Source organism: Parabacteroides sp. 52, from assembly GCF_010500925.1.
Lineage (GTDB): Bacteria > Bacteroidota > Bacteroidia > Bacteroidales > Tannerellaceae > QVMG01.
In genome coordinates this window covers 175,678-196,566 of record NZ_QVMG01000002.1, presented here as the reverse complement: position 1 = coordinate 196,566, position 20,889 = coordinate 175,678, and the positions used below count along the sequence as shown (strand labels likewise).

Annotated in this window: 16 protein-coding genes and 3 tRNA genes; 6 read left to right on the top strand and 13 right to left on the bottom strand. The window is 42.1% G+C overall.

Annotation, left to right across the window (positions count from 1 at the left end; all coding sequences use genetic code 11):
• Positions 1-9: 9 nt before the first annotated feature.
• From potA to D0T51_RS03285, 3 genes are all read right to left on the bottom strand, one after another.
• Positions 10-1,389, bottom strand: a complete 1,380-nt coding sequence (potA, locus tag D0T51_RS03295) for a polyamine ABC transporter ATP-binding protein (RefSeq protein ID WP_163725125.1) — start codon at positions 1,387-1,389, stop codon at positions 10-12.
• Positions 1,390-1,528: 139 nt separating this feature from the next.
• Positions 1,529-2,254, bottom strand: a complete 726-nt coding sequence (locus D0T51_RS03290) for a TorF family putative porin (RefSeq protein ID WP_163725122.1) — start codon at positions 2,252-2,254, stop codon at positions 1,529-1,531.
• Positions 2,255-2,279: 25 nt separating this feature from the next.
• Positions 2,280-3,509: an LL-diaminopimelate aminotransferase gene (locus D0T51_RS03285; RefSeq protein WP_163725119.1), complete on the bottom strand. Its 1,230-nt coding sequence runs from the start codon at positions 3,507-3,509 to the stop codon at positions 2,280-2,282.
• Between the two features lie 322 nt (positions 3,510-3,831).
• On the opposite strand from D0T51_RS03285, the gene D0T51_RS03280 reads away from it, so the two are divergent.
• The gene (locus D0T51_RS03280; protein ID WP_163725116.1) at positions 3,832-6,390 is read left to right on the top strand and encodes a DUF5686 and carboxypeptidase-like regulatory domain-containing protein; all 2,559 of its coding nucleotides are present in this window, start codon (positions 3,832-3,834) and stop codon (positions 6,388-6,390) included.
• A 307-nt stretch (positions 6,391-6,697) separates the two neighbouring features.
• On the opposite strand, the gene D0T51_RS03275 is transcribed toward D0T51_RS03280, so the two are convergent.
• The 5 genes from D0T51_RS03275 to rfbC form a co-directional block, all read right to left on the bottom strand.
• A complete protein-coding gene (locus D0T51_RS03275) occupies positions 6,698-7,921 on the bottom strand; it encodes a DUF4861 domain-containing protein (RefSeq protein WP_163725113.1) in 1,224 nt (407 codons plus the stop codon).
• Between the two features lie 105 nt (positions 7,922-8,026).
• Complete coding sequence (locus D0T51_RS03270; RefSeq protein WP_163725110.1) at positions 8,027-10,372, bottom strand: transglycosylase domain-containing protein; 2,346 nt, start codon at positions 10,370-10,372, stop codon at positions 8,027-8,029.
• Positions 10,373-10,479: 107 nt separating this feature from the next.
• Positions 10,480-11,043 (bottom strand): hypothetical protein, encoded by a 564-nt coding sequence (locus D0T51_RS03265; protein ID WP_163725107.1) that lies wholly within the window; start codon positions 11,041-11,043, stop codon positions 10,480-10,482.
• 39 nt (positions 11,044-11,082) lie between these two features.
• Positions 11,083-12,228 (bottom strand): dTDP-glucose 4,6-dehydratase, encoded by a 1,146-nt coding sequence (gene rfbB / locus D0T51_RS03260; protein WP_163725240.1) that lies wholly within the window; start codon positions 12,226-12,228, stop codon positions 11,083-11,085.
• 12 nt (positions 12,229-12,240) lie between these two features.
• On the bottom strand, positions 12,241-12,804 hold the full coding sequence (gene rfbC / locus D0T51_RS03255; protein WP_163725104.1) for a dTDP-4-dehydrorhamnose 3,5-epimerase: 564 nt from the start codon (positions 12,802-12,804) through the stop codon (positions 12,241-12,243).
• A gap of 217 nt (positions 12,805-13,021) precedes the next feature.
• Between rfbC and D0T51_RS03250 the strand changes: the two genes are divergently transcribed.
• A tRNA-Cys gene (locus D0T51_RS03250) sits at positions 13,022-13,092 on the top strand.
• Between the two features lie 148 nt (positions 13,093-13,240).
• On the opposite strand, the gene D0T51_RS03245 is transcribed toward D0T51_RS03250, so the two are convergent.
• The 4 genes from D0T51_RS03245 to D0T51_RS03230 all read right to left on the bottom strand — a co-directional run bounded on the left by D0T51_RS03245 (position 13,241) and on the right by D0T51_RS03230 (position 14,746).
• Positions 13,241-13,313, bottom strand: a tRNA-Gly gene (locus D0T51_RS03245).
• 55 nt (positions 13,314-13,368) lie between these two features.
• A tRNA-Tyr gene (locus D0T51_RS03240) sits at positions 13,369-13,451 on the bottom strand.
• Positions 13,452-13,489: 38 nt separating this feature from the next.
• Entirely contained in the window at positions 13,490-13,984 is a 495-nt protein-coding gene (gene ribH, locus D0T51_RS03235; protein WP_163725102.1) for a 6,7-dimethyl-8-ribityllumazine synthase, read from the bottom strand.
• Positions 13,985-14,056: 72 nt separating this feature from the next.
• Entirely contained in the window at positions 14,057-14,746 is a 690-nt protein-coding gene (locus D0T51_RS03230) for a tol-pal system YbgF family protein (RefSeq protein WP_163725097.1), read from the bottom strand.
• A 143-nt stretch (positions 14,747-14,889) separates the two neighbouring features.
• Between D0T51_RS03230 and D0T51_RS03225 the strand changes: the two genes are divergently transcribed.
• The 4 genes from D0T51_RS03225 (at position 14,890) to rluF (ending at position 19,737) form a co-directional block, all read left to right on the top strand.
• Positions 14,890-16,002: a DNA replication/repair protein RecF gene (locus D0T51_RS03225; protein ID WP_163725095.1), complete on the top strand. Its 1,113-nt coding sequence runs from the start codon at positions 14,890-14,892 to the stop codon at positions 16,000-16,002.
• Positions 15,992-16,285, top strand: a complete 294-nt coding sequence (locus D0T51_RS03220; RefSeq protein WP_163725092.1) for a DUF721 domain-containing protein — start codon at positions 15,992-15,994, stop codon at positions 16,283-16,285. Before D0T51_RS03225 ends, D0T51_RS03220 begins: the two co-directional genes overlap by 11 nt.
• A 265-nt stretch (positions 16,286-16,550) precedes the next feature.
• A complete protein-coding gene (locus D0T51_RS03215; RefSeq protein WP_163725089.1) occupies positions 16,551-18,623 on the top strand; it encodes an acetate--CoA ligase family protein in 2,073 nt (690 codons plus the stop codon).
• A gap of 109 nt (positions 18,624-18,732) precedes the next feature.
• A complete protein-coding gene (rluF, locus tag D0T51_RS03210) occupies positions 18,733-19,737 on the top strand; it encodes a 23S rRNA pseudouridine(2604) synthase RluF (protein ID WP_163725085.1) in 1,005 nt (334 codons plus the stop codon).
• Between the two features lie 30 nt (positions 19,738-19,767).
• On the opposite strand, the gene D0T51_RS03205 is transcribed toward rluF, so the two are convergent.
• The gene (locus tag D0T51_RS03205) at positions 19,768-20,811 is read right to left on the bottom strand and encodes a Gfo/Idh/MocA family oxidoreductase (protein ID WP_163725082.1); all 1,044 of its coding nucleotides are present in this window, start codon (positions 20,809-20,811) and stop codon (positions 19,768-19,770) included.
• Between the last annotated feature and the right edge of the window lie 78 nt (positions 20,812-20,889).

Below are 20,889 nucleotides of genomic sequence, written 5' to 3'. Positions count from 1 at the left end.
CCCTGTTTATTATTTAATAACACGTATATATTCGGGAGCTATCGAAATACCCACCCGGTCGCCATCATCCCATACATCCTGCGTATCCACGAATATATCTTCGTTCCAATCGGTAAATACAGTCAGATGGTAATGGTTGCCTTTATAGAGAATAAACTTCACATCACCGGTAAGGATACCGTCTTCTTCGTTATCTTCCAGAACGACCCGGTTGAAATCGACTTCTACTGTCACCTTTGTTCCGGGTTCAATACCTTGCATTTCTTTACACTCAAAGGTGGTACCAAGAAACTCCACATGTGTCGGATCGATCCATTTCCCTTCGAAGGTATTCGTTATTCTTTCTTTCTTCATGACATGAATATCTGCCGGTTTCACCCGAAGGCCTACCTCCTGTCCTACCTCAAAGGTATGGTAGTCATGCACCATAAATTCATATCCATTGGGGGTCTGAACCATCATCTCATAGTGAACCCCTTTAAACACGGAGGATGTAACAATTCCCTGCAATATAGCGGCATCCGACAACTCGAATATATAAATATCTTCCGGTCGTACAACGACATCCACCGGCACATCCTCTCCAAAACCTTCGTCCACACATTCAAACGTTTGTCCGGCAAAATGAACCAAATGATCCTTCACCATTGTCCCGTTCAGGATGTTACTCTCCCCGATAAAATCGGCGACAAACGAATTAATGGGTTCGTTATAAATATCGACCGGGGTGCCTATCTGCTGGATACGTCCTTCGCTCATCACGGCAATCGTATCGCTCAATGTCAAGGCTTCTTCCTGGTCATGCGTCACATATACAAATGTAATACCCAACGACTTATGCATCTCCTTCAACTCCAACTGCATATCTTTACGCATCTTGAGATCCAGGGCTGCCAAAGGTTCATCCAATAACAACACCTCCGGTTCATTAACTATCGCCCGGGCAATAGCCACGCGCTGTTGTTGTCCCCCCGAAAGGGAGTCCACATCCCGGTATTCATAATCGGTCATTCCTACCATCTTCAAGGCCTGTTTAACCTTTTTGGCAATAGTAGCCGCCGGAAGCTTTTTGAGCTTCAGTCCGAAAGCAATATTATTGAACACATTCAGGTGAGGGAAAAGGGCATATTTCTGAAACACCGTATTTACCGGACGTTTATGGGGAGGCGTTTCCGTTATCACCTGCCCGCTTATTGTTATCACACCTTCCGTAGCCGACTGGAAACCAGCTATTAAACGCAGCAACGTCGTCTTCCCACAACCGGAAGGCCCCAGTAAGGTGACAAACTCCCCTTTACGTACATATAGTGTCACATCATCCAACGCCGCTTTCTCTCCAAAATACTTGGAAACATGCTCTACACGAATGATGTTATCAGACTTTTGCATAAGCTATTCATTAAAATCGCACAAAGGTATAGATTTATATCACAATCAACAAAAAACAACCGGCCGAATTAGGGAGAGTAAACGGTCTGTACAAACCAGCCTCAACCGACCTGTAAGACACTACTTTACAACAAAGACATCAAAAGCTAATTCCCACAACAAGAAAGACATCATCGTTTTCAGGCGAAACAACTCCTTGTACAAATAAAGGCAAAGAGAATGATTCGGAAAATCGGATCTCTTTCGTGGCTGTTAAGGAGAGAGAGGGCACAGAAAAACCACTCTTCCCGGCTTTATTATACATCCCGGTCCAGGGGGAAATACCGATGGCAGGAACAACCTGTACTCCTTTTACCGTAAAATCGTAGGCAGCCTCCATATAGGTAGAGAACTGTTGATTCCCTTTTTCATCCCTATCCCCCCCCGCAAAGAAAGTGCTCCAGCTAAGGCTCAGAGGGAAAGATTCCCCCATATGATAGCCAATCATACCTTCAAAATAGTGATCGGAAGAGTATCTTCCGTAACGGGCACCTTCACCCGACCACCAATAATCATTCAGTATAATGGATAAGCCGCCCCGTTCATATCCCAGAGCAAGATCGAATTCTTTACTTCTGTAAATATCGGAGGAGGTCGTAAAATCGGTCGATCCCCAGGCTGTCAACGAGAATCCGGCATAAGAGAAAGTCAAAGTGGGTTGAATAGAGGCTCCCGTTTGATAAGCCCCCCGCCATACATAGCTACTGACAAGGTCGACAGCCGGATTTATTTCAACGGTCTTTTTATCCTCCTGTGCCCCTGCAGAGTCAAAAATAAACAGAGCCATTATACACACAATCGCACGTTTAATAGTAATTGTTTTCATTTTTCTTTTGTCCTTAGATAAACTTTTATTTTAACCACTTCTTTAATCTGAATATAGCTTCCAACATATCATCCCGATCCCCAAAGGCGGTAAGGCGAAGAAATCCTTCCCCACTCGGCCCAAAGCCCACACCCGGTGTTCCGACTATACTCACTTCATAAAGTAGTTTGTCAAAGAACTTCCAGGAAGAAAGGCGGTCGGGTGTCTTCAACCACAGATAAGGCGCATTCACACCTCCATATACCCGCAGACCACATTCCTCCAATCCCTCTTTCATGATCTTCGCGTTCGTCATATAATAGTCGATTGTCTTTCGCACCTGTTCCTTCCCTTCCGGTGTATAGGTCGCTTCAGCACCACGCTGAGTGATATAGCTGGCCCCGTTGAATTTGGTCGTCTGGCGACGATGCCATAATTTATTTAAAGAGGCAGACTCACCGGATAAGGTGAAGCCTTTCAATTCTTTGGGTACAATCGTATACCCACAACGAACTCCTGTAAATCCCGCTGTCTTGGAAAAACTGCGAAACTCTATCGCCACTTTTTTGGCTCCCTTAATCTCGTAAATGGAATGAGGTATATCCGGTTCTTGTATGTAGGCTTCATAGGCTGCATCGTACATTATCAAAACATCGTTTGCCAAAGCATAATTCACCCATTTCTTTAATTCCTGTTTGTTTAGCGTTGTGCCCGTAGGGTTATTGGGGTAACAAAGATACAGTATATCAATACGTCTTTGGGGTAATTCCGGGACGAAATTATTTTCCTCCGTACAGGGTATATAAACGACATCGCTCCACTTTCCCTCCTCCAACACTCCGGTACGTCCGGCCATCACATTCGAATCGATATAAGCCGGATAGACAGGATCGGTCACGCCTATGCTATTGTCATGCCGGAGAATATCCCCTATATTCGCAGTATCACATTTGGTTCCGTCGCTCACAAAGACTTCTCCCGGTTCAATATATATGCCTCGGCTGGCATAGTCGTTTTTAATAATGGCTTCGATCAGGAACGGATAACCCGGTTCAGGGCCATATCCATGAAAATGATCCTTCGTCGACAGATCTTGCACCGCTTTAGACATCGCTTCAATAACGGCTGGTGCCAAAGGTTGTGTTACATCCCCAATCCCCATGCGGATAATCCGTTCCTTGGGGTGTGTCACCTTAAAGCTATTTACTTTTTTAACGATATCTGAAAACAAATAATTACTTTGCAATTTCAGATAGTGTTCATTTATAAGTGCCATATATTGTCAATTCTTATTCATTTATCTCTTTGTCAAAAAATACGCGGCGCAACCTTCCCTATTCCCTCTTTCACCCTGCAAATATAAAACTATTTGATGCCAACAGCCAAAAACAACAGGCTTTTCGTTACCCGATATTCAACAGGTATACCTTCTCTTGTCCTTGCCCGACTAGCGAAAAGAAAGGATAAGGATTTCATCCGATTCGGCATAAAAAGGATTCTTTGTTGCTAAAAAGACGGTAATGCATGTATTTTGGAACATTGAAATTAAAATAAACAACCTACCTTTGCGATGGTTTTTAATGTGTGAAAAACAAGTAATGAGGAGAAAGATTGTCTTTTTATTTACTCTTTTAGGGATCGTTTGCCTGGCTAAAGGTCAAAATACGGTCATTAAAGGAGTAGTAACAGATTCACTGACGGGAGAATTCCTGCCCTACGTATCAATTATATTTACAGGAACCAGTATAGGTACTACTACAGATATAGACGGAAAATTCGACTTTTCCGCCCATACGAGTGTGCGTACCCTCAAAGTCTCTTATCTCGGATACACCGAAAAAGAGGTAAAAGTAAATGTCGGACGCACCAACAACCTGCATATCCAGTTGGCACCCACCACTATTGCCTTGTCGGAAGTCGTAATCAAACCCGGCAAAGAGAAATACAGTAAAAAGGAAAACCCGGCGGTTACCTTTGTGCGCAACATCATCGCCCGCAGGGAAGATAATGATCCACGTAACCATGATTATTTCCGGTACGATCAGTATGAAAAAATAATCATGGGGTTAAATGATTTTCAACCCAAACCCAAACGAGAAGACGGGAAAGCACGCCGGTTCGACTTCCTTATCGACTTCATAGACACATTGGATGTAGGCAGACAATTACTGCCTTTGGTGGAAAAAGAAAAGATTGAGACGGTATATTACCGGAAAAATCCGAAAAACGAGAAAAGATTTATACAAGGTGTAAAAGCAGCGGGAGTAGACGAGATTCTTTCGCCGGAAGGGATGCAGGTCATTCTGGATGAGGTATTCCGTGAAGTGGATATCTTTCAGAATGATATTCCTTTGTTCCTGCTTCGTTTTGTGAGCCCGCTGGCCCGCTACGGACCGGACTATTACAAATATTACCTGCTCGACACGTTGGATATACAGGGGGAGAAATGCGTAGACCTGGGTTTTGTTCCTTTTAATTCGGAAGGATATGGCTTTACAGGACACTTATACGTCACGCTGGATTCCACCTATTTCATAAAACAATTGCAGTTGAATGTACCGAAAGACATCAATCTCAACTTTGTAGACAGGATGACTATCAATCAACATTTCGATCGCAAAGAAGATGGAACGCGTATCATTACCAAAGATGATATCCTGGTAGACCTGAAACTGACGGAAAAAAGAAAGGGCATACTCGCACGACGCACCCTGATCTATAACAACCAGGATTTTTCACCACCGGACAACCAGGCTATTTTTCAGAACAGCTCACCGGTTATTACAGCCGACCTTGCCTACAAACAGCCTAAAGAATTCTGGGAAGAGATGCGCCCACCGGAAGTCTCGTCTAAGAATGGAAACAGCGTCGAGAAATTGATGGCTATGTTTCGGGATGTTCCTCTTTTCAAGATAACAGAAAAAGTGGTCTCTGTTTTTGTCAATGGGTATATACAAACCCATACGGATCCCTCCAAAAGTAAGTTTGAGATCGGACCGGTAAATACATTCATCAGCCCCAACAATATCGAAGGGGCTCGCTTCCGCGTAGGGGGAACGACGACGACTAACTTCAGCAAGCGATTGTTTCTGGACGGTTACGTCGCTTATGGTACCAAAGACGAAAAAATCAAATACGACGCAATTGCCGAATATTCGTTTATCGACAAAAAAGAATTCCGTAAAGAGTTCCCCGTTCACTCCATCCGGGCAGAAATGAGCTATGATGTAAACCAGTTGGGACAACAATATATGTACACCAACAAAGACAATATCTTCCTTGCCTGGAAACGACAAAAAGACACACGGGCTACTTACTTAAGAAATGCAGAGCTTACCTACTACCGGGAACACCATAACGGACTAGGCTATGGAGCAGTGATCCGGAATAAAAAAGAATTCTCAACAGAGTATTCCGCCTTCGACCGCATCGGGGCCGACGGTGAATTAACTCCGCTTCATTCATATACAATGACAGAAATGGAGTTCCGTTTCCGCTATGCACCCAAAGAAAAATTCTATCAGACACGTAATTACCGCTACCCCATAACCCTGGATTATCCGGTTATTACCCTGAGCCATGTGACTGCCCAGAAAGGATTTATGGGTTCCTCATTTACCTACAACCGGACAGACGTAGGACTGCAAAAGCGCTTTTGGCTAACCCCTTTTGGTTATACAGATATTATTCTTAAAGCAGGTAAGGTTTGGGACAAAGCTCCATACCCCTTATTGATATTGCCAAATGCCAACCTCTCCTACTCCATTTATCCGGAATCCTATACCAATATGAACGCGATGGAGTTTATCAATGACGAGTATGCTTCCTGGGAAATGACCTATTTCATGGGAGGGGCCTTATTGAACCGTATCCCGTTGTTAAAGAAACTACAATGGCGCGAAGTATTCACCTTCCGCGGTTTATATGGCAATCTGACAGATAAGAACAACCCTTTCCTGGCTTCTGAAAGAGAAGGACTGTATGCCTTTCCCGAAGGATCTTTCCTGATGGGCAGCAAGCCTTATATGGAAGTGGGGGTAGGATTGGAAAATATCTTCAAATTCATTCGTTTGGACTATGTTTGGCGTCTTTCCTACCTGGATAATCCGGGCATTCAAAAGAGAGGCCTTCGCTTCATGATGAAAATATCCTTCTAAAAGCCCTATTCCCCAAGGAGTATACCGCTATTTTTGCAGGATAATTCTACTGTTGATAGCTATCGTCAGTACTGATGATAACTATNACTATCGTTACTACTGATGATAGCTATCGTTACTACTGACGATAGCTATCAACACTAAAATACCTCCCCCGTTTTTTATAAAAACAGCAAGCCGTCTGAAGCTCTTCACTGCAATCGAAGAAGAGTTCCCCCCTATTGTCTATCATTGAATCCGCCAAAAAAAGAGGGTGAAATCACCGAATGATTTCACCCTCTTTGGGATCTTGTATTTCTGAACTTTCTTATTGAATTGTCACTGTCAACGGGTTGTTAATCTTTTCGGCAGCAGTCTGCATATAGACAAACCAGTCTTCCGGTGTAGCAAATCCCCACTTACTCCATCCACCTCCGAAGTAGTAGGTGTATGCATTACCGGGGGTGTAATCGCTGATTGCCAAAACATGGCCATTGGCTTTACGGTCTTTCTTCTCTTCCTCTGAGAAATAAACAGCCTTGGCTTCTTTCAATGTTTGTATCTGAGGCACTACTGCTCCTGCATAGATCTGGCCATTTTCCGGATGGATAGGATCGGCATAAGCAATATATCCTTTCGTTGCATCAGCCTGGTATACATCACTGGGTTCATGTATGACAATACCGGTTGCAATAGGAGTTGTTTCTGTCAGATTCTCATAGTTGAGAACAACCTTATTCAGTTGAGTGCCAGCATCCAGAGACAACAAACGGGTTTCAATAACATTGTCATTCTCTTTGACCGTAAGCGGATTATAAACCAATTTTACAGTAAAGCGCAAAGGACCATTGTCCAGGATCTCATAGGTTTTATAACAATAGGGATAAACAATCGAATCGTCTGTCATCAAAGCAGATGTCCCTCCTCCCAATGTCGGGCCAACAGAATAATAATCCAGTCCATCCCCGTGATCGAAGTGGTAAGAAACCGAATTGGCCAATTCGCGGGCAGCTTTCGGATCTGTCTTCCGCAATTCCGCGATCTTTGCCCGTGTTTCAGGATTCAACTCCTTATGATAACGAGCTTCTACTACCGGATGGGATACACTTTTCGTCCATATATCATATCCAAAAGCCCGTTCTCCTGTTGCCTGCAAGGCTGGTCCGTAAGTACGGAATGCGACACGATCATTTTCCCAGGCAATATCATCTACCCGTTCCGGATAGAATTTGCCACAGCTTATAGTTGAATAAGCTTTCGGAGTACCTGATACCACGGTATAAACCGTACTACTTTTAGCTCCTACAGAAACAGGGAAAATCAACTTATTATCATAAGTAAGCTGGTAGGCTATTTCCGTACCTTTCGCATCTGTGATAAGAAACTGATCGCCATATTTCGCCTGGATGGAAGATAATGCATCCGGTGACAGTTCTACGACTTCGTTCTCCCGATTCATTTCGAGCGGATTGTTTACCGTAATCTCGACATTTTTACTCTCTGTGCAGGCAAAAGCGGCTGCCAGAAAAAACAGACCTAAAATCTTTTTCATAAATACATTCAATTATTTAGTTTTCACATTTACTATATTCTCCTCTGTTCTCTGTTGAGGAGGCTGATGGACAGCTTCTTTTTTTATTTTTCCTACGTATTGTTTTTATTCAAACATTCGGTCTATCCCCATGGCTCCGGTAGTAGTCCCTTCATGGTTTTCAGGAGAAGACTCTTCGCAGGGATCCGCGTATTGAGGAGGTATGATAAATGTCTCCTCTTCAGAATAACCCAAGGTCTTGTCTGCATATACCTTTTGCATGAACAGACCATAAACCGGCAAGGCCATACTGGCTCCCTGCCCTTCGGTCAGCCGATCGAAATGAATGGAACGATCCTCTCCTCCTACCCAGCAGCCGGCGACAAGGCTTGGCGTGAAAGCCATAAACCAACCATCCGAGTTGTTCTGCGTTGTTCCTGTTTTTCCGCCCATTTCGGCTTTTATACCATACCGAAAACGGATACGTGTTCCGGTACCCTGATCGACAACTCCTTTCAACATATGAAGCATCTTATAAGAGGCATCTTCCGTCAAGACTTCGTTCATTTGTGTAGAGAAAGAGGCAATTGTGTTTCCATAGGAATCTTCTATGCGGGTGACATAAAGCGGATCGACCCGTATGCCGTTATTGGCAAAGGTTGAATAACCGGTTACCATCTCTCCTACCGACACGTCTGGTGTCCCAAGAGCTATGGCGACAACCGGATCCATTTGGTTATTGAGCCCAAAGGAATGCAATAAGCGGACAAATGTATAAGGAGATAATTTATTTATCAGATAAGCGGTCACCCAGTTTGAGGAATTCTGCAACCCCCATTGAATAGTAACCATCTCTCCGACATTCTTAGGACTTGAATTCTGAGGTTCCCAAAGCTTGCCATTCTCATCCCGCAAACTTTGTTTTACATGTAACATCCGTTCACAGGGACTAATACCTTCAATCATAGCCAATGAATAAAGATAAGGTTTTATGGTAGAGCCAATCTGACGACGTCCTCCATTCACCATATCATATTGAAAATAATTATAGTCAATACCTCCCACATAGGCCTTCACATGCCCTGTACGGGTATCCATTGACATAAACGCCGTACGCAAAAAACTCTTATGGTAACGAATGGAGTCCCAAGGTGACATGATTGTATCTATAGGTCCTTTCCAACTGAACACACGCATATCGACCGGCTTCTTGAACTCTTCCCGGATCGCTTCTTCTTTGAGTCCTTCTTTCTTCAGGGCACGATAACGGTCTGTCTGATGCATGGCACGCATCAATATGGTATCCACTTGACCCAAACGTAGGTCTTTTGAAAAAGGAGCATAGGTACGTCCTTTCTTTTCTTTGGTAAACAGAGGTTGAAGATCTCCTCCGATATGTTCACGTACTGCTTCTTCAGCATATTGCTGCATACGCGAGTCTATGGTAGAATAAATCTTCAGTCCATCTGTATAGATATTGTAATAGTCGCCGTCGCTTTTCTTATTTTTATTACACCATCCATATAGAGGATTTGTTTCCCAAGCGAGAGAGTCTTCTTTAAATTTCTGAGCCTGCCAGGATGCATATTTACTTCGAACAGGTTTCTTTGCGGTAAGGGCCATACGAAGGTATTCGCGGTAATAAGGAGCCAAGCCGTCTTTATGATCCATACGGGTGAAATGTACAGTAAGAGGCAAGGCTTTCAAGGAGTCACACGTTGCACGCGATAGATAATCCGCTTTATACATTTGTTCGAACACCACATTTCTTCTGCCGCGCGTACGCTCATTATGACGCACCGGATTGTATAAAGAAGGATTCTTACACATGCCAACCAAAGTGGCTGCTTCTTCTATTTTCAGACTTTGGGGAGTCTTTCCAAAATAAACACGCGAAGCCGATTGAATACCAACGGCATTATAGAGAAAATCAAATTTGTTCAGATACAGATTGATAATCTCTTCTTTGGTATAAAAACGTTCCAATTGAACGGCTATAACCCATTCAATCGGTTTCTGAAAAATACGTTCAATGAAATTATCTGCATTCGGAGAATACAGCTGTTTTGCCAATTGCTGGGTGATGGTGCTGCCTCCTCCACCACTCTTTTGAAACAGGATACCACGCTTTACTATAGCCCGAAACAAACCGATTACATCAATTCCACTATGTTGTGAAAAACGAATATCCTCAGTCGCAATCAAGGCATTTACCAGATCCGGTGAAAGGTCTTCATAATTCACGCGGATACGGTTATCCATGCTTAAGCCAAAACTGCCTAAGGTCTTTCCATCGACTGAAATGATTTGGGAGGCATATTTATCAATAGGATTCTCCAGCTGTTCCACCGGAGGCATATATCCAATCGATCCTTTAGAAATAGCGACAAAGATTAGCGCTACTATGATTAAAAGAGCAGCATATAAAGTCCATGCTGAAATAAAAATAATCTTTTTTACTTTTGAAGCCATTTTACTCGAATCACCTTTGTGTATTTAAACACGCAAAGGTAACAAAAATAAAATATTGCGCTATCTAATAAAGGATCGTTTGGAGAGATTTAGATTTCTTTCGGATATTATGCTTCTACCCGACTCAGATTGAGCGTTATTGTCAAACCTTTTTTAAGACTATCGGCCAATAAACTTTCAACAGTAGCCCCTATTGTAGGATCTTCTAATTTTATCAATTCCAACAATATTTTTAACGACTCTGCTGAAATAGTAGCTCTTAACTCCAGGCGCTTATCGGAAAGCGTCAATACATCAAATGCATTGAACGGGATCGGCAGGATCTCATCGAACCGGAAGGCCAGTTGATTGTTTTCATATGCATATGCCGGTGCATATTGTACAGGGGATTTGTCTTTTATCGGTATATAAAAGTGAGCCATATTGTCGGCATCAAAGGTATATGTACTACTTGTTATCTCAATACCTTGTTGAGAAAAAACAACGGGTAAAGTCAGGTTTAAAACAGTATTATCGGTACTTATGTCGGTTACCTTATGAATGGTCCATTTACCAACAATATTTCCATCCATATTGCCCGAATCATCGTCGTCACTACAAGCTGGTAAAATAACGAGTGTCAACAAAAAGAAAGCTAAAAAAATCTTGTAAGTCAATTCTGTAAGTTTCATCTTTTTCTTATTTATTTGTTAGAATTAAATGTGTTTCAATTATAAACTTCTTTCACTATACATTTGTTCATAGTACTTCATATAATCACCTCCGGTTATCTCTTCTACCCACTCCTGATTATTGAGGTACCAATAGATCGTTTGCACAATGCCTGTTTCAAAAGAAGTCTCCGGCGTCCAACCTAATTCGGTATTTATCTTTGTCGGATCAATGGCATAACGTTGGTCATGTCCGAGGCGATCCTTGACAAAGGTGATCAAACTCTCATTGATCCAGTCGATAGAAATGGAACCGTCTGAGGAACGTTCTTTTTTCTTTAACACCTCCCGGTAGCGAGGCTCTTCATGCATAATCCGGTGAATGGTTTGAATAGTCAGTCGTACAATTTCAATATTTTGTTTTTCATTATGCCCACCAACATTATAAACCTCTCCGACTCTTCCTCGTCTCACAACAAGGTCGATCGCTTTACAATGGTCTTCTACATACAACCAATCACGTACATTGGAACCATCCCCATAAACCGGCAAAGATTTACCTTCCAGGATATTTTTGATAATCAACGGTATCAATTTTTCCGGAAAATGATATGGACCATAATTATTGGAACAACGGGTAAGGGTAACCGGCATTTTATAGGTATCAAAATAGGCTTTCACAAACAAATCGGCACTGGCTTTGGATGCACTATAGGGACTGCGTGGATCCAAAGGGGTATCTTCATAAAAATATCCCTCATTGCCCAAACTACCATACACTTCATCTGTAGAGACCTGATGAAACCGTACGCCTTCCCTCCAAATAGGGTAACCTGTACTGTCTTTCCCTGTCACCCAGGCTTGCCGGGCAGCATCCAACAGATTTTGTGTTCCCAATATATTGGTTGTGAGGAATAATTGTGGATTTTCAATGCTACGGTCCACATGGCTTTCTGCTGCAAAATTAACTACATAATCAAATGCATATTTTTCAAACAGTTCATTAGCCAATGAACGATCGCAAATATCCCCTTTAACAAAAACACAACGTTCTCCGTCAATATCATTTGCTATCGTTCCCAGATTACCTGCATAGGTTAATAAATCCAACAGGACTATTTTCACATCAGAATAGGTCTCCAGCATATATTTGACAAAATTAGCCCCAATAAAACCTGCTGCACCGGTAACCAAATATGTTTTCATCATTAATTCTATTTATTTTGTATAACGAATATTCAACTTTGCTGCACTTAAAAGAGGCAAGACTTTATCTTTATCAGATAATAACATAGCAGATTCATCGGCAATTCTCCAATCAATACCTATGGCAGGATCATTATATAATACGCCGGCTTCATACTCCGGTTTATAGAGATTATCTACCTTATATTGAAAAAGAGCGGTGGCACTCATCACCTTAAATCCATGAGCAAAACCGCGTGGCACAAATAATTGTTTTTTGTTCTCTCCGGAAAGAAGTACTGCTACATATTTCCCAAATGTAGGAGAATCAATACGTACATCTACGGCCACATCCAATACCTCTCCTTCTATAACCCGAACCAATTTAGCTTGGGCGTAAGGTGCTAACTGATAATGTAACCCACGTAATACATGCTGACTGGAAAAAGATTCATTTTCCTGCACAAAATTCACCACTCCTATATTTTCTTCAAAATCTTTCTGCTTAAAAGACTCCATGAAATACCCTCGCCCATCCTTAAACACCTTCGGTTCAATCAACCACACACCAGGTATATCCAATTCTTTAAATGTCATAGTCCTTTTTATTTTAATACAGGAAACAAAGTAAACCATTTTCCGCCATTCCTACAACTCCGTCACTTCTCTATTACATCATCATCGTCCACACAAGACTTTCATGTTACTTTGCGCCCCACCTTCACTATCCATATAAAAAAGCGCCCAAACATTTGCTTAAACAAAAATAATTCCCTTTCTTTGCACTCGCAAAACCGGGAAGTAATTCCCTTAGGGTTCCTTGGCCGAGTGGCTAGGCACCGGTCTGCAAAACCGTCTACGGCGGTTCGAATCCGCCAGGAACCTCAATGCCAAACCGCTATTCGTTTAATTATAAAACGTTTAGCGGTTTTTCTTTTGAGTAAGTTTTGCAAAATGCGCCCACATTTCTCAGAGAGTTGCATTTTTGAAAAATATAAAAAAAGAGGATTACTTTCGTAATCCTCTTTTTGAGAGCGGAAGACGGGGCTCAAACCCGCGACCCTCAGCTTGGAAGGCTAATGCTCTATCAACTGAGCTACTTCCGCATGTTTTGCTTACGCAAAAAATAATTATCAATTTGAGCGAGCCTATTTGCTCGTGTGGGCAGTGATGGATTCGAACCACCGAAGTCGAAAGACAGCTGAGTTACAGTCAGCCCCATTTGGCCACTCTGGTAACTGCCCCCATGTTTGTTTTTCTCAAACGCAGTGCAAAGGTAGTGTTAATTTTGTAATTTGCAAGAAAAATCGATCATTTTTATTGCAGTAATTGCAGATTCATCTCCTTTATTACCGTATTTACCTCCGGCACGGTCTTCTGCCTGCTGCATATTTTCGGTAGTTAACAGCCCGAAAATGAACGGAATGTCATACATCAGATTTAGTTCCGTAACCCCTAAAGTCACGCTATCACAAACGTAATCAAAATGAGGTGTATCGCCACGAACAACGCATCCTAATAGTATCACTGCATTTAATTCTTTATTTTCAGCCAGGCATTTTGCTCCAAAGGTTAACTCTACGCTTCCCGGCACCCGGCCAATAACGATGTTATTTTGTTTTACACCATGTTTTTCTAACGTGTTGCAGGCTCCTTCCAATAGTTTTTCTGTTATAGCTTTGTTCCATTCAGCTACAACAATACCGATATTCATTTCTGAAGCATCCGGTATACTGTTGAAATCATACTCTGATAAGTTTTGATAAGCTGTTGCCATAATTTTTTGATTTAAAAAAAGGATGCCCTGATCGAGACATCCTCCTTATTATTATCGTAATGATTGAATTTCTTACTTAGCTAATTCGCTGGCACGTGTAATATATTTGTCAATATCTCCGGCTTCAGCTGATGTAGTGTATTTTTCTTTGATAGCAGTATATACTTTTACTGCATCTTTGTATTGTTTCAAGCTTTCGTAAGCAGTACCCGCTTTCATTAAATAAGCAGGGCTGATGATATCGTTTTTAGCCTGATTCGCTGCTTTTTCAAAATAAGAGACACCTTCTTTCACTTGTCCCATGTTCACATAACAATCGCCGATCAGACCGGTAACAGAAGGAGAGATCATCTCATCTTTGCCACTGAATCCTTTCAGGTTTTTCAATGCTTGTTCGTATTCACCCATTCTGAAATGACAGATACCAGCATAAGCTTTAGCCAAATTGCCCGATTTTGTATTTCCGTATTGATTGATAATCGCTTCAAACCCTTCGTAATCGGCACCATTACCATTTAATGCTAAAGCAAATGAATCTTTGGCAAAATATTGTTCCCCTTTGAACAAAGCTGCTGTGGCTTTGCTTTCGCGTGGAGCCAAATACCCTTGTTTAACCCCCATGAAAATTGCAATAACAACTGCAATAGCCAGGATGCCATAAATTATTTTCTTAGAGTGATTTTCAATAAAATGTTCTGATCTGGAAACGATTTCTCCAACTTCCAACTCTTTGTGGGTCCCTTTCGTTTTATTAGTAGCCATAAGTCTTTTATAGTTATTTATTTAATTTTTCTTTGTTCTTGGGAATGCCTGTGGCGATTCAAAGCGCAAAAGTAGTTTTTTTTACGGAATAAACTACACTTACGAAGTATATTTTTTAATTTTGTACGATTAATACGGTGCAGATGATACTGAATAAGCTCTCTATTCTCAATTATAAGAATATTCTTCAATCGGAAGTGACTTTTTCTCCCAAGATGAATTGCTTCTTTGGCAATAATGGAATGGGGAAAACCAATCTATTGGATGTGATCTATTATCTTTCTTTTTGTAAAAGCCATCTGCATACGTCTGATAGCCAGATTGTCCATAAGGAACAGGATGTGTGTGTGATACAAGGACTGTATCAATATGAAGAGAGAATGGAAGAGATCTTTTGTGCTATCCGTCCGCGGCAACGTAAGCAGTTCAAGAGGAATAAAAAAGAATACGATAAACTCTCCGAGCATATCGGCTTATTACCTTTGGTGATGGTCTCACCGGCTGATGCCAGTCTTATTCAGGGAGGAAGTGAAGAGCGGCGGCGTTTTCTCGATTTGATAATCTCCCAACAGGACAAAAATTACCTGCATGCCCTTATACAATATAATAAAGCCTTGTTGCAGCGCAATACCCTATTGAAAAATCAATCATTGGACACTTCGCTTTATGAGGTGTTGGAAATGCAGCTGCATCGGTATGGCTGTCAGGTCTATGAAAAACGAAAACAACTGGTTGAAGAGCTTATCCCTATCTTTAATTCTTATTATCAAACAATCTGTCGTTCCACGGAAGAGGTAGGACTTAGCTATCTTTCTCCACTGGCAAACACAGACTTGTCCGATCAGTTGGCTGCGAACCGGGAACGGGATCGTATCCTGGGCTATACCTCTGTCGGTATTCATAAAGACGAGTTGGAGATGACATTGAGTCACAGCCTGATTCGCCGCGTAGGGTCTCAGGGGCAGAACAAAACCTATCTGATAGCTCTGAAGCTGGCACAATATGCCTTTCTTGCCGAGAGAGGAACAACGACTCCGATCTTATTATTAGATGATATATTCGACAAACTGGATGCCGACCGGGTGGAACAGATCATCAAATTAGTAAGTGAGAGTGGTTTTGGGCAAATATTTATTACGGACACCAACCGGAAATACCTGGATGAGATCCTGGCCGCTATGCATCATGACTATGCTTTATTTAAAGTAGAGCAAGGGGAAGTACAACCTTTAAAAAGCGATACATATGAAGCGTAAAAATGCGCAGACAATAGGAGAAGTAATCCGGGACTTTTTTGAAGAGAATCAGGTTTTACGTGAAAAGATATTCGAGACGCGTGTTGAACAGGCATGGGCAGAAGTCTTAGGTCCGATGGTGATGCAATATACCCGTAATATATATGTAAAAAACCGTATTCTTTATGTGTCTCTTTCTTCTTCCGTCTTGCGCAATGAATTGGTTCTTTCCCGGGAACGTTTAATCAAAAGTCTGAATGATCACGCAGGTGCCCAGGTGATAAATGATGTTGTTATTCGGTAAACACGGTATCCATACTATATTCTTTTTCTTATCATTCGATTTTTCATTTTATCAGACAATAATATCACATTCTTAGAAGATAAAGCCAAAGTGTTTATAGGAGTAAAAAACTGAATGAAAAGGAATCCTTTTACTTATAAACTCTCAGATGAAGCACACCCTCAAATTAAGCAAAATGTAAACATTTCCCGCCCGTTATAGCTGTTTTTTGGATAATTCTTTTATATTTGCTCCCCTAACTGACTATAAAAACAAACATATTGCTATGATTAACCAGGAATTGATAAATCCACAGAGTATAATTGTTGTGGGGGCTTCCAATAATGTGCATAAACCCGGTGGGCGACTGATGCGAAACTTATTGGATGGTAAATATAAAGGAATCTTGTATGCTGTAAACGCGAAAGAAACAGACGTACAAGGGGTGAAATCCTATCCTTCGGTTTACGAAGTCCCTGAAGCCGATTTAGCCATTATAGCCATTCCGGCGCCCTCCTGTCCGGAGGTGATAGAGGTATTGGCCAATCAGAAAAAGGTAAAAGCATTTATCCTTGTCTCTGCCGGTTTTGGTGAAGAAACCCAAGAAGGTGGTGTGTTGGAAGATCAGATCCTGCAAACAGTAAACGAAGCAGGTGCCTCGTTGATAGGCCCTAATTGCATCGGGGTGATGAACACGCATTATCACGGAGTATTTACCCGGCCTGTTCCGGAGTTCCATTCCGAAGGAGTTGATTTCATATCCAGCTCGGGAGGAACGGCTCTTTTCATTATGGAGTCAGCGTTAACCAAAGGGTTACGTTTTTCTTCCGTATGGACAGTGGGCAATTCGAAGCAAATCGGTGTGGAGGATGTACTTGAATATATGGATAAAACATTTGATCCGGTCCTGGATTCCAAGATCAAAATGTTATATATCGAACAAATAAAAAATCCGGACAAATTACTTTTTCATGCCTCTTCATTGATTCGTAAAGGATGTCGGATTGCGGCAATCAAGGCTGGAAGTACGGAGTCCGGCAAACGGGCCGCCTCTTCCCATACCGGGGCGATAGCCAATTCCGACTCGGCCGTAGAGGCTCTTTTCCGTAAAGCCGGAATTGTGCGCTGTTTCAGTCGGGAAGAATTGACAACGGTGGCGAGTATCTTTACCTTGAAAGAGGTGAAAGGAAAGAACTGTGCCATCATCACACACGCCGGAGGACCTGCAGTGATGTTAGCGGATGCTTTATCCAAGGGACATCTGAACGTACCTCCTCTGGAAGGTGAATTGGCAAAGGAGTTAAAGGGGAAATTATATCCGGGGGCAGCCGTGGGTAATCCTATTGATATTGTCGGTACAGGAACTCCAGAGCATTTGGCTACTGCTATTGATTTCTGTGAAAATAAGTTTGAGGAAATCGATATGATGATGGTCATTTTCGGTAACCCGGGATTGGTAAAAGTATATGATGCCTATGAAGTCTTACATAAAAAAATGGAAGAATGTAAGAAACCCATATTCCCCGTCTTGCCTTCTATTGTGACAGCAGGTCCTGAAACAAAGAGTTTTGTAAAGAAAGGCCATGTAAACTTTTCGGATGAAGTAACCTTGGGTACCGCCTTGTCACGGGTTATCAATACACCCAAACCAGCGGGTACCGATATTCATTTATACGGTGTAAACGTGCCGGAGGTACGTCGGATCATTGACAGCCTACCGGATAGCGGATACCTGAATCCAGATCAGGTACGCACCTTATTAGGAGCTGCCAATATACCGTTGGTGGAAGAACTGGCCTCAGATAATAAAGAGGCATTATTAGCCTTTGCTAAAAAGGTAGGATATCCTGTCGTAGCCAAGGTGGTCGGTCCGGTACACAAAAGTGATATAGGAGGAGTCTCTTTGAATATACGTGGCGAAGAACATCTATTGCTTGAGATTGAAAGAATGATGAATCTGCCGGAAGTAACGGGTATTCTCGTGCAACCGATGTTGAAAGGACAAGAGCTTTTCCTGGGAGCTACCTATGAAGAACGATTCGGGCATGTTGTCCTATGTGGTTTAGGAGGAATCTTTGTGGAAGTATTAAAGGATGTGTCTTATGGTTTGGCACCCCTTTCTTATGAAGAAACATTCTCTATGATCCGTGCACTTCGCGGGTATGCCATAATAAAAGGTACGCGTGGTCAGAAAGGGGTAGACGAACAACAATATGCTGATATCATTGTGCGTCTTTCCACATTACTTCGTTTCGCGAAAGAAATAAAAGAAATGGATATTAATCCTTTATTGTCTACCGACAGGGGCCTTTTTGCCGTAGATGCTCGTATACGGATAGAGAAGGCAGCAGGAAATTGAAAGTGGAGAATCAAAAACAATTCGTACTTTTGTTCTTTCTTTACACAAAGGAGCAGAGGCGACAGGCTGTTGTTATGCTCAAAAAATAGAACGCAGAAAAAAGTATAGAATGGAGTATAGGCTTAATAAATATATTAGTGGTTCCGGTTTTTGTTCCCGCAGGGAAGCGGATCGGCTTATAGAAGAAGGGCATGTGACCCTTGATGGAAAACGGGCAACGATTGGTATGCGTGTTTTACCCGGACAAACAGTTAGGGTGCATGGGGAAATTATCAAAAATGAAATAGAACCGGTGTATATTATTTTTAATAAACCCGTAGGCGTGGTCAGCACTACTGATCCCCAGGAAAAAGATAATATCATTGATTATATCAGCCATGAACAACGTATATTCCCTATCGGACGTTTGGATAAAGATTCACAAGGTTTGATCATATTGACCAATGACGGGGATATTGTCAACAAAATACTTCGCGCCGGGAATAATCACAAAAAAGAATACCTGGTAAAAGTAAACAGGCCTATAACGAAAGATTTCCTGAACCGGATGTCCAAAGGGGTACCTATCCTCGACCGGGTAACCCGCCGGTGCGAAATAGAAGAAATCAATCAGTACACTTTCCGGATTTCACTGGTTCAAGGCTTGAACCGTCAGATTCGCCGTATGTGTGCCTATTTCAATTACGAAGTGCTTAAACTGGAACGTATCCAGATCATGAACATTCAGTTAGGAAACTTAGGACAAGGCAATTGGCGAAACCTTACGCTTACGGAGTTGGAAGGTCTGTTTGACTTATTGGAAAAATCCCAATCAGATCCTCAAACAAAAAGGGCAGTTTCTAGTGACAAGGCGATGAACAAAGCCTTGCGTGAACATGACATAAAAACAGACTATCGCAAAGCCAATAGTGTCGCCCAATTACCTAAAAAGACGAGTACAAATCATACCAAACGTGCTTTCACAGAGAGAACAGAAACCGACAAAACGCCCTCCCTGGCCAAAAAGAAAAAAGAGAGTACGGGACCGCGCATAGGTAAATCCAAAGTATCCAAGGTGAAAGCATCCGCCAAACAACGTCCACCAGAAAGGAAAAAAGGCAAAACATCCCGTTAAAGATACTCCCCCAAGCAGATCATGTGTTTGTCATAAATACATGATCTGTTTACTTTCCTTACTTTTGAATGCCGCTTCGATAATGCGGATTACAGATAAGACATGACTGGCATCAGTAAGTGGCTTAACGCCTGTACTGAGAGCTTTGTAGATATCGTCGTAAAAGGCGGCGTAATTGCCGGGAATCGTTTCGACCTTCCCTCGGTAATGCAATCCGGATATATCCGTATTTAAGATCCCCCATTCCGATTCTTTTTCTTTTCCCCATTCCGGTCCGGAAGGAGAAACCCCTGTTTTTAATAATTCTTCTTGTGGATCCAGTCCATATTTAACAAACGAGCCGGATGTGCCGTTTACATAATAACGAGGTGTCTCCTCCCGTATCAGATAACCCGCCCGTAAGGATACTTTCACATGGGGGTAAATCAGTTGGATATTATAATAATCATCTACCTCTCCCCCATCACGCAATATATCGATATCGGCATATACGGCTGTTGGCATACCAAATAAAACAACGGCCTGATCAATCATATGAGAGCCCAGGTTGTAGGTTAATCCCACCCGTTTGTCGGCTTTCTCTTTCCAGGTTCCCTCCATCACTACATTCCGATAACGTTGGTAGGCAGAATGAAATTCAACGACACGTCCTAAAGCTCCGGTTTCGATCACCTTCTTTATTGTCAGAAAGTCACCGTCCCAACGTCTGTTCTGATAAACAGCCAGCATGCGTTTTTTCTCCTCGGCCAGAGAGATCAATTCATAGCCTTCGTTCACATCAAAAACAAAAGGTTTTTCTACCACCACATCCTTGCCTGCCAACAGGGCTTTTTTGGCATATTCATAATGAGTGACATCCGGAGTATTAACCACCACCAGACGTATATCCGGATTGTTTATTAATTCGTCAAACGAACGGACTATATTGACATCCGGATACCGCTTGGAGGCATTATCCTTACTGCGTTCAACGATTGTGTGCAACTCGAACATCGGATGAATATCCAGAAAAGGAGCATGAAAAACGGAGCCTGACATGCCATAAGAGGCTATACCTGTTTGAATGGGTTTCATGATTGAATTGTTTAGATAGACAAAAATAAGATTCTTTCGACAAATAAGCATATAAACAACCGGTTAAAATGGGTATTA

Bases quoted from the DNA above. Each gene is read 5' to 3' on its own strand.
- rluF (WP_163725085.1), top strand. From the start codon at position 18,733: ATGGAGTATAGGCTTAATAAATATATTAGTGGTTCCGGTTTTTGTTCC.
- D0T51_RS03220 (WP_163725092.1), top strand. From the start codon at position 15,992: ATGAAGCGTAAAAATGCGCAGACAATAGGAGAAGTAATCCGGGACTTT.
- D0T51_RS03225 (WP_163725095.1), top strand. From the start codon at position 14,890: ATGATACTGAATAAGCTCTCTATTCTCAATTATAAGAATATTCTTCAA.
- D0T51_RS03265 (WP_163725107.1), bottom strand. From the start codon at position 11,043: ATGAAACTTACAGAATTGACTTACAAGATTTTTTTAGCTTTCTTTTTG.
- rfbB (WP_163725240.1), bottom strand. From the start codon at position 12,228: ATGAAAACATATTTGGTTACCGGTGCAGCAGGTTTTATTGGGGCTAAT.
- D0T51_RS03270 (WP_163725110.1), bottom strand. From the start codon at position 10,372: ATGGCTTCAAAAGTAAAAAAGATTATTTTTATTTCAGCATGGACTTTA.
- D0T51_RS03215 (WP_163725089.1), top strand. From the start codon at position 16,551: ATGATTAACCAGGAATTGATAAATCCACAGAGTATAATTGTTGTGGGG.
- D0T51_RS03280 (WP_163725116.1), top strand. From the start codon at position 3,832: ATGAGGAGAAAGATTGTCTTTTTATTTACTCTTTTAGGGATCGTTTGC.
- D0T51_RS03290 (WP_163725122.1), bottom strand. From the start codon at position 2,254: ATGAAAACAATTACTATTAAACGTGCGATTGTGTGTATAATGGCTCTG.
- ribH (WP_163725102.1), bottom strand. From the start codon at position 13,984: ATGGCAACAGCTTATCAAAACTTATCAGAGTATGATTTCAACAGTATA.
- D0T51_RS03230 (WP_163725097.1), bottom strand. From the start codon at position 14,746: ATGGCTACTAATAAAACGAAAGGGACCCACAAAGAGTTGGAAGTTGGA.
- D0T51_RS03205 (WP_163725082.1), bottom strand. From the start codon at position 20,811: ATGAAACCCATTCAAACAGGTATAGCCTCTTATGGCATGTCAGGCTCC.
- potA (WP_163725125.1), bottom strand. From the start codon at position 1,389: ATGCAAAAGTCTGATAACATCATTCGTGTAGAGCATGTTTCCAAGTAT.
- D0T51_RS03285 (WP_163725119.1), bottom strand. From the start codon at position 3,509: ATGGCACTTATAAATGAACACTATCTGAAATTGCAAAGTAATTATTTG.
- rfbC (WP_163725104.1), bottom strand. From the start codon at position 12,804: ATGACATTTAAAGAATTGGATATACCTGGTGTGTGGTTGATTGAACCG.
- D0T51_RS03275 (WP_163725113.1), bottom strand. From the start codon at position 7,921: ATGAAAAAGATTTTAGGTCTGTTTTTTCTGGCAGCCGCTTTTGCCTGC.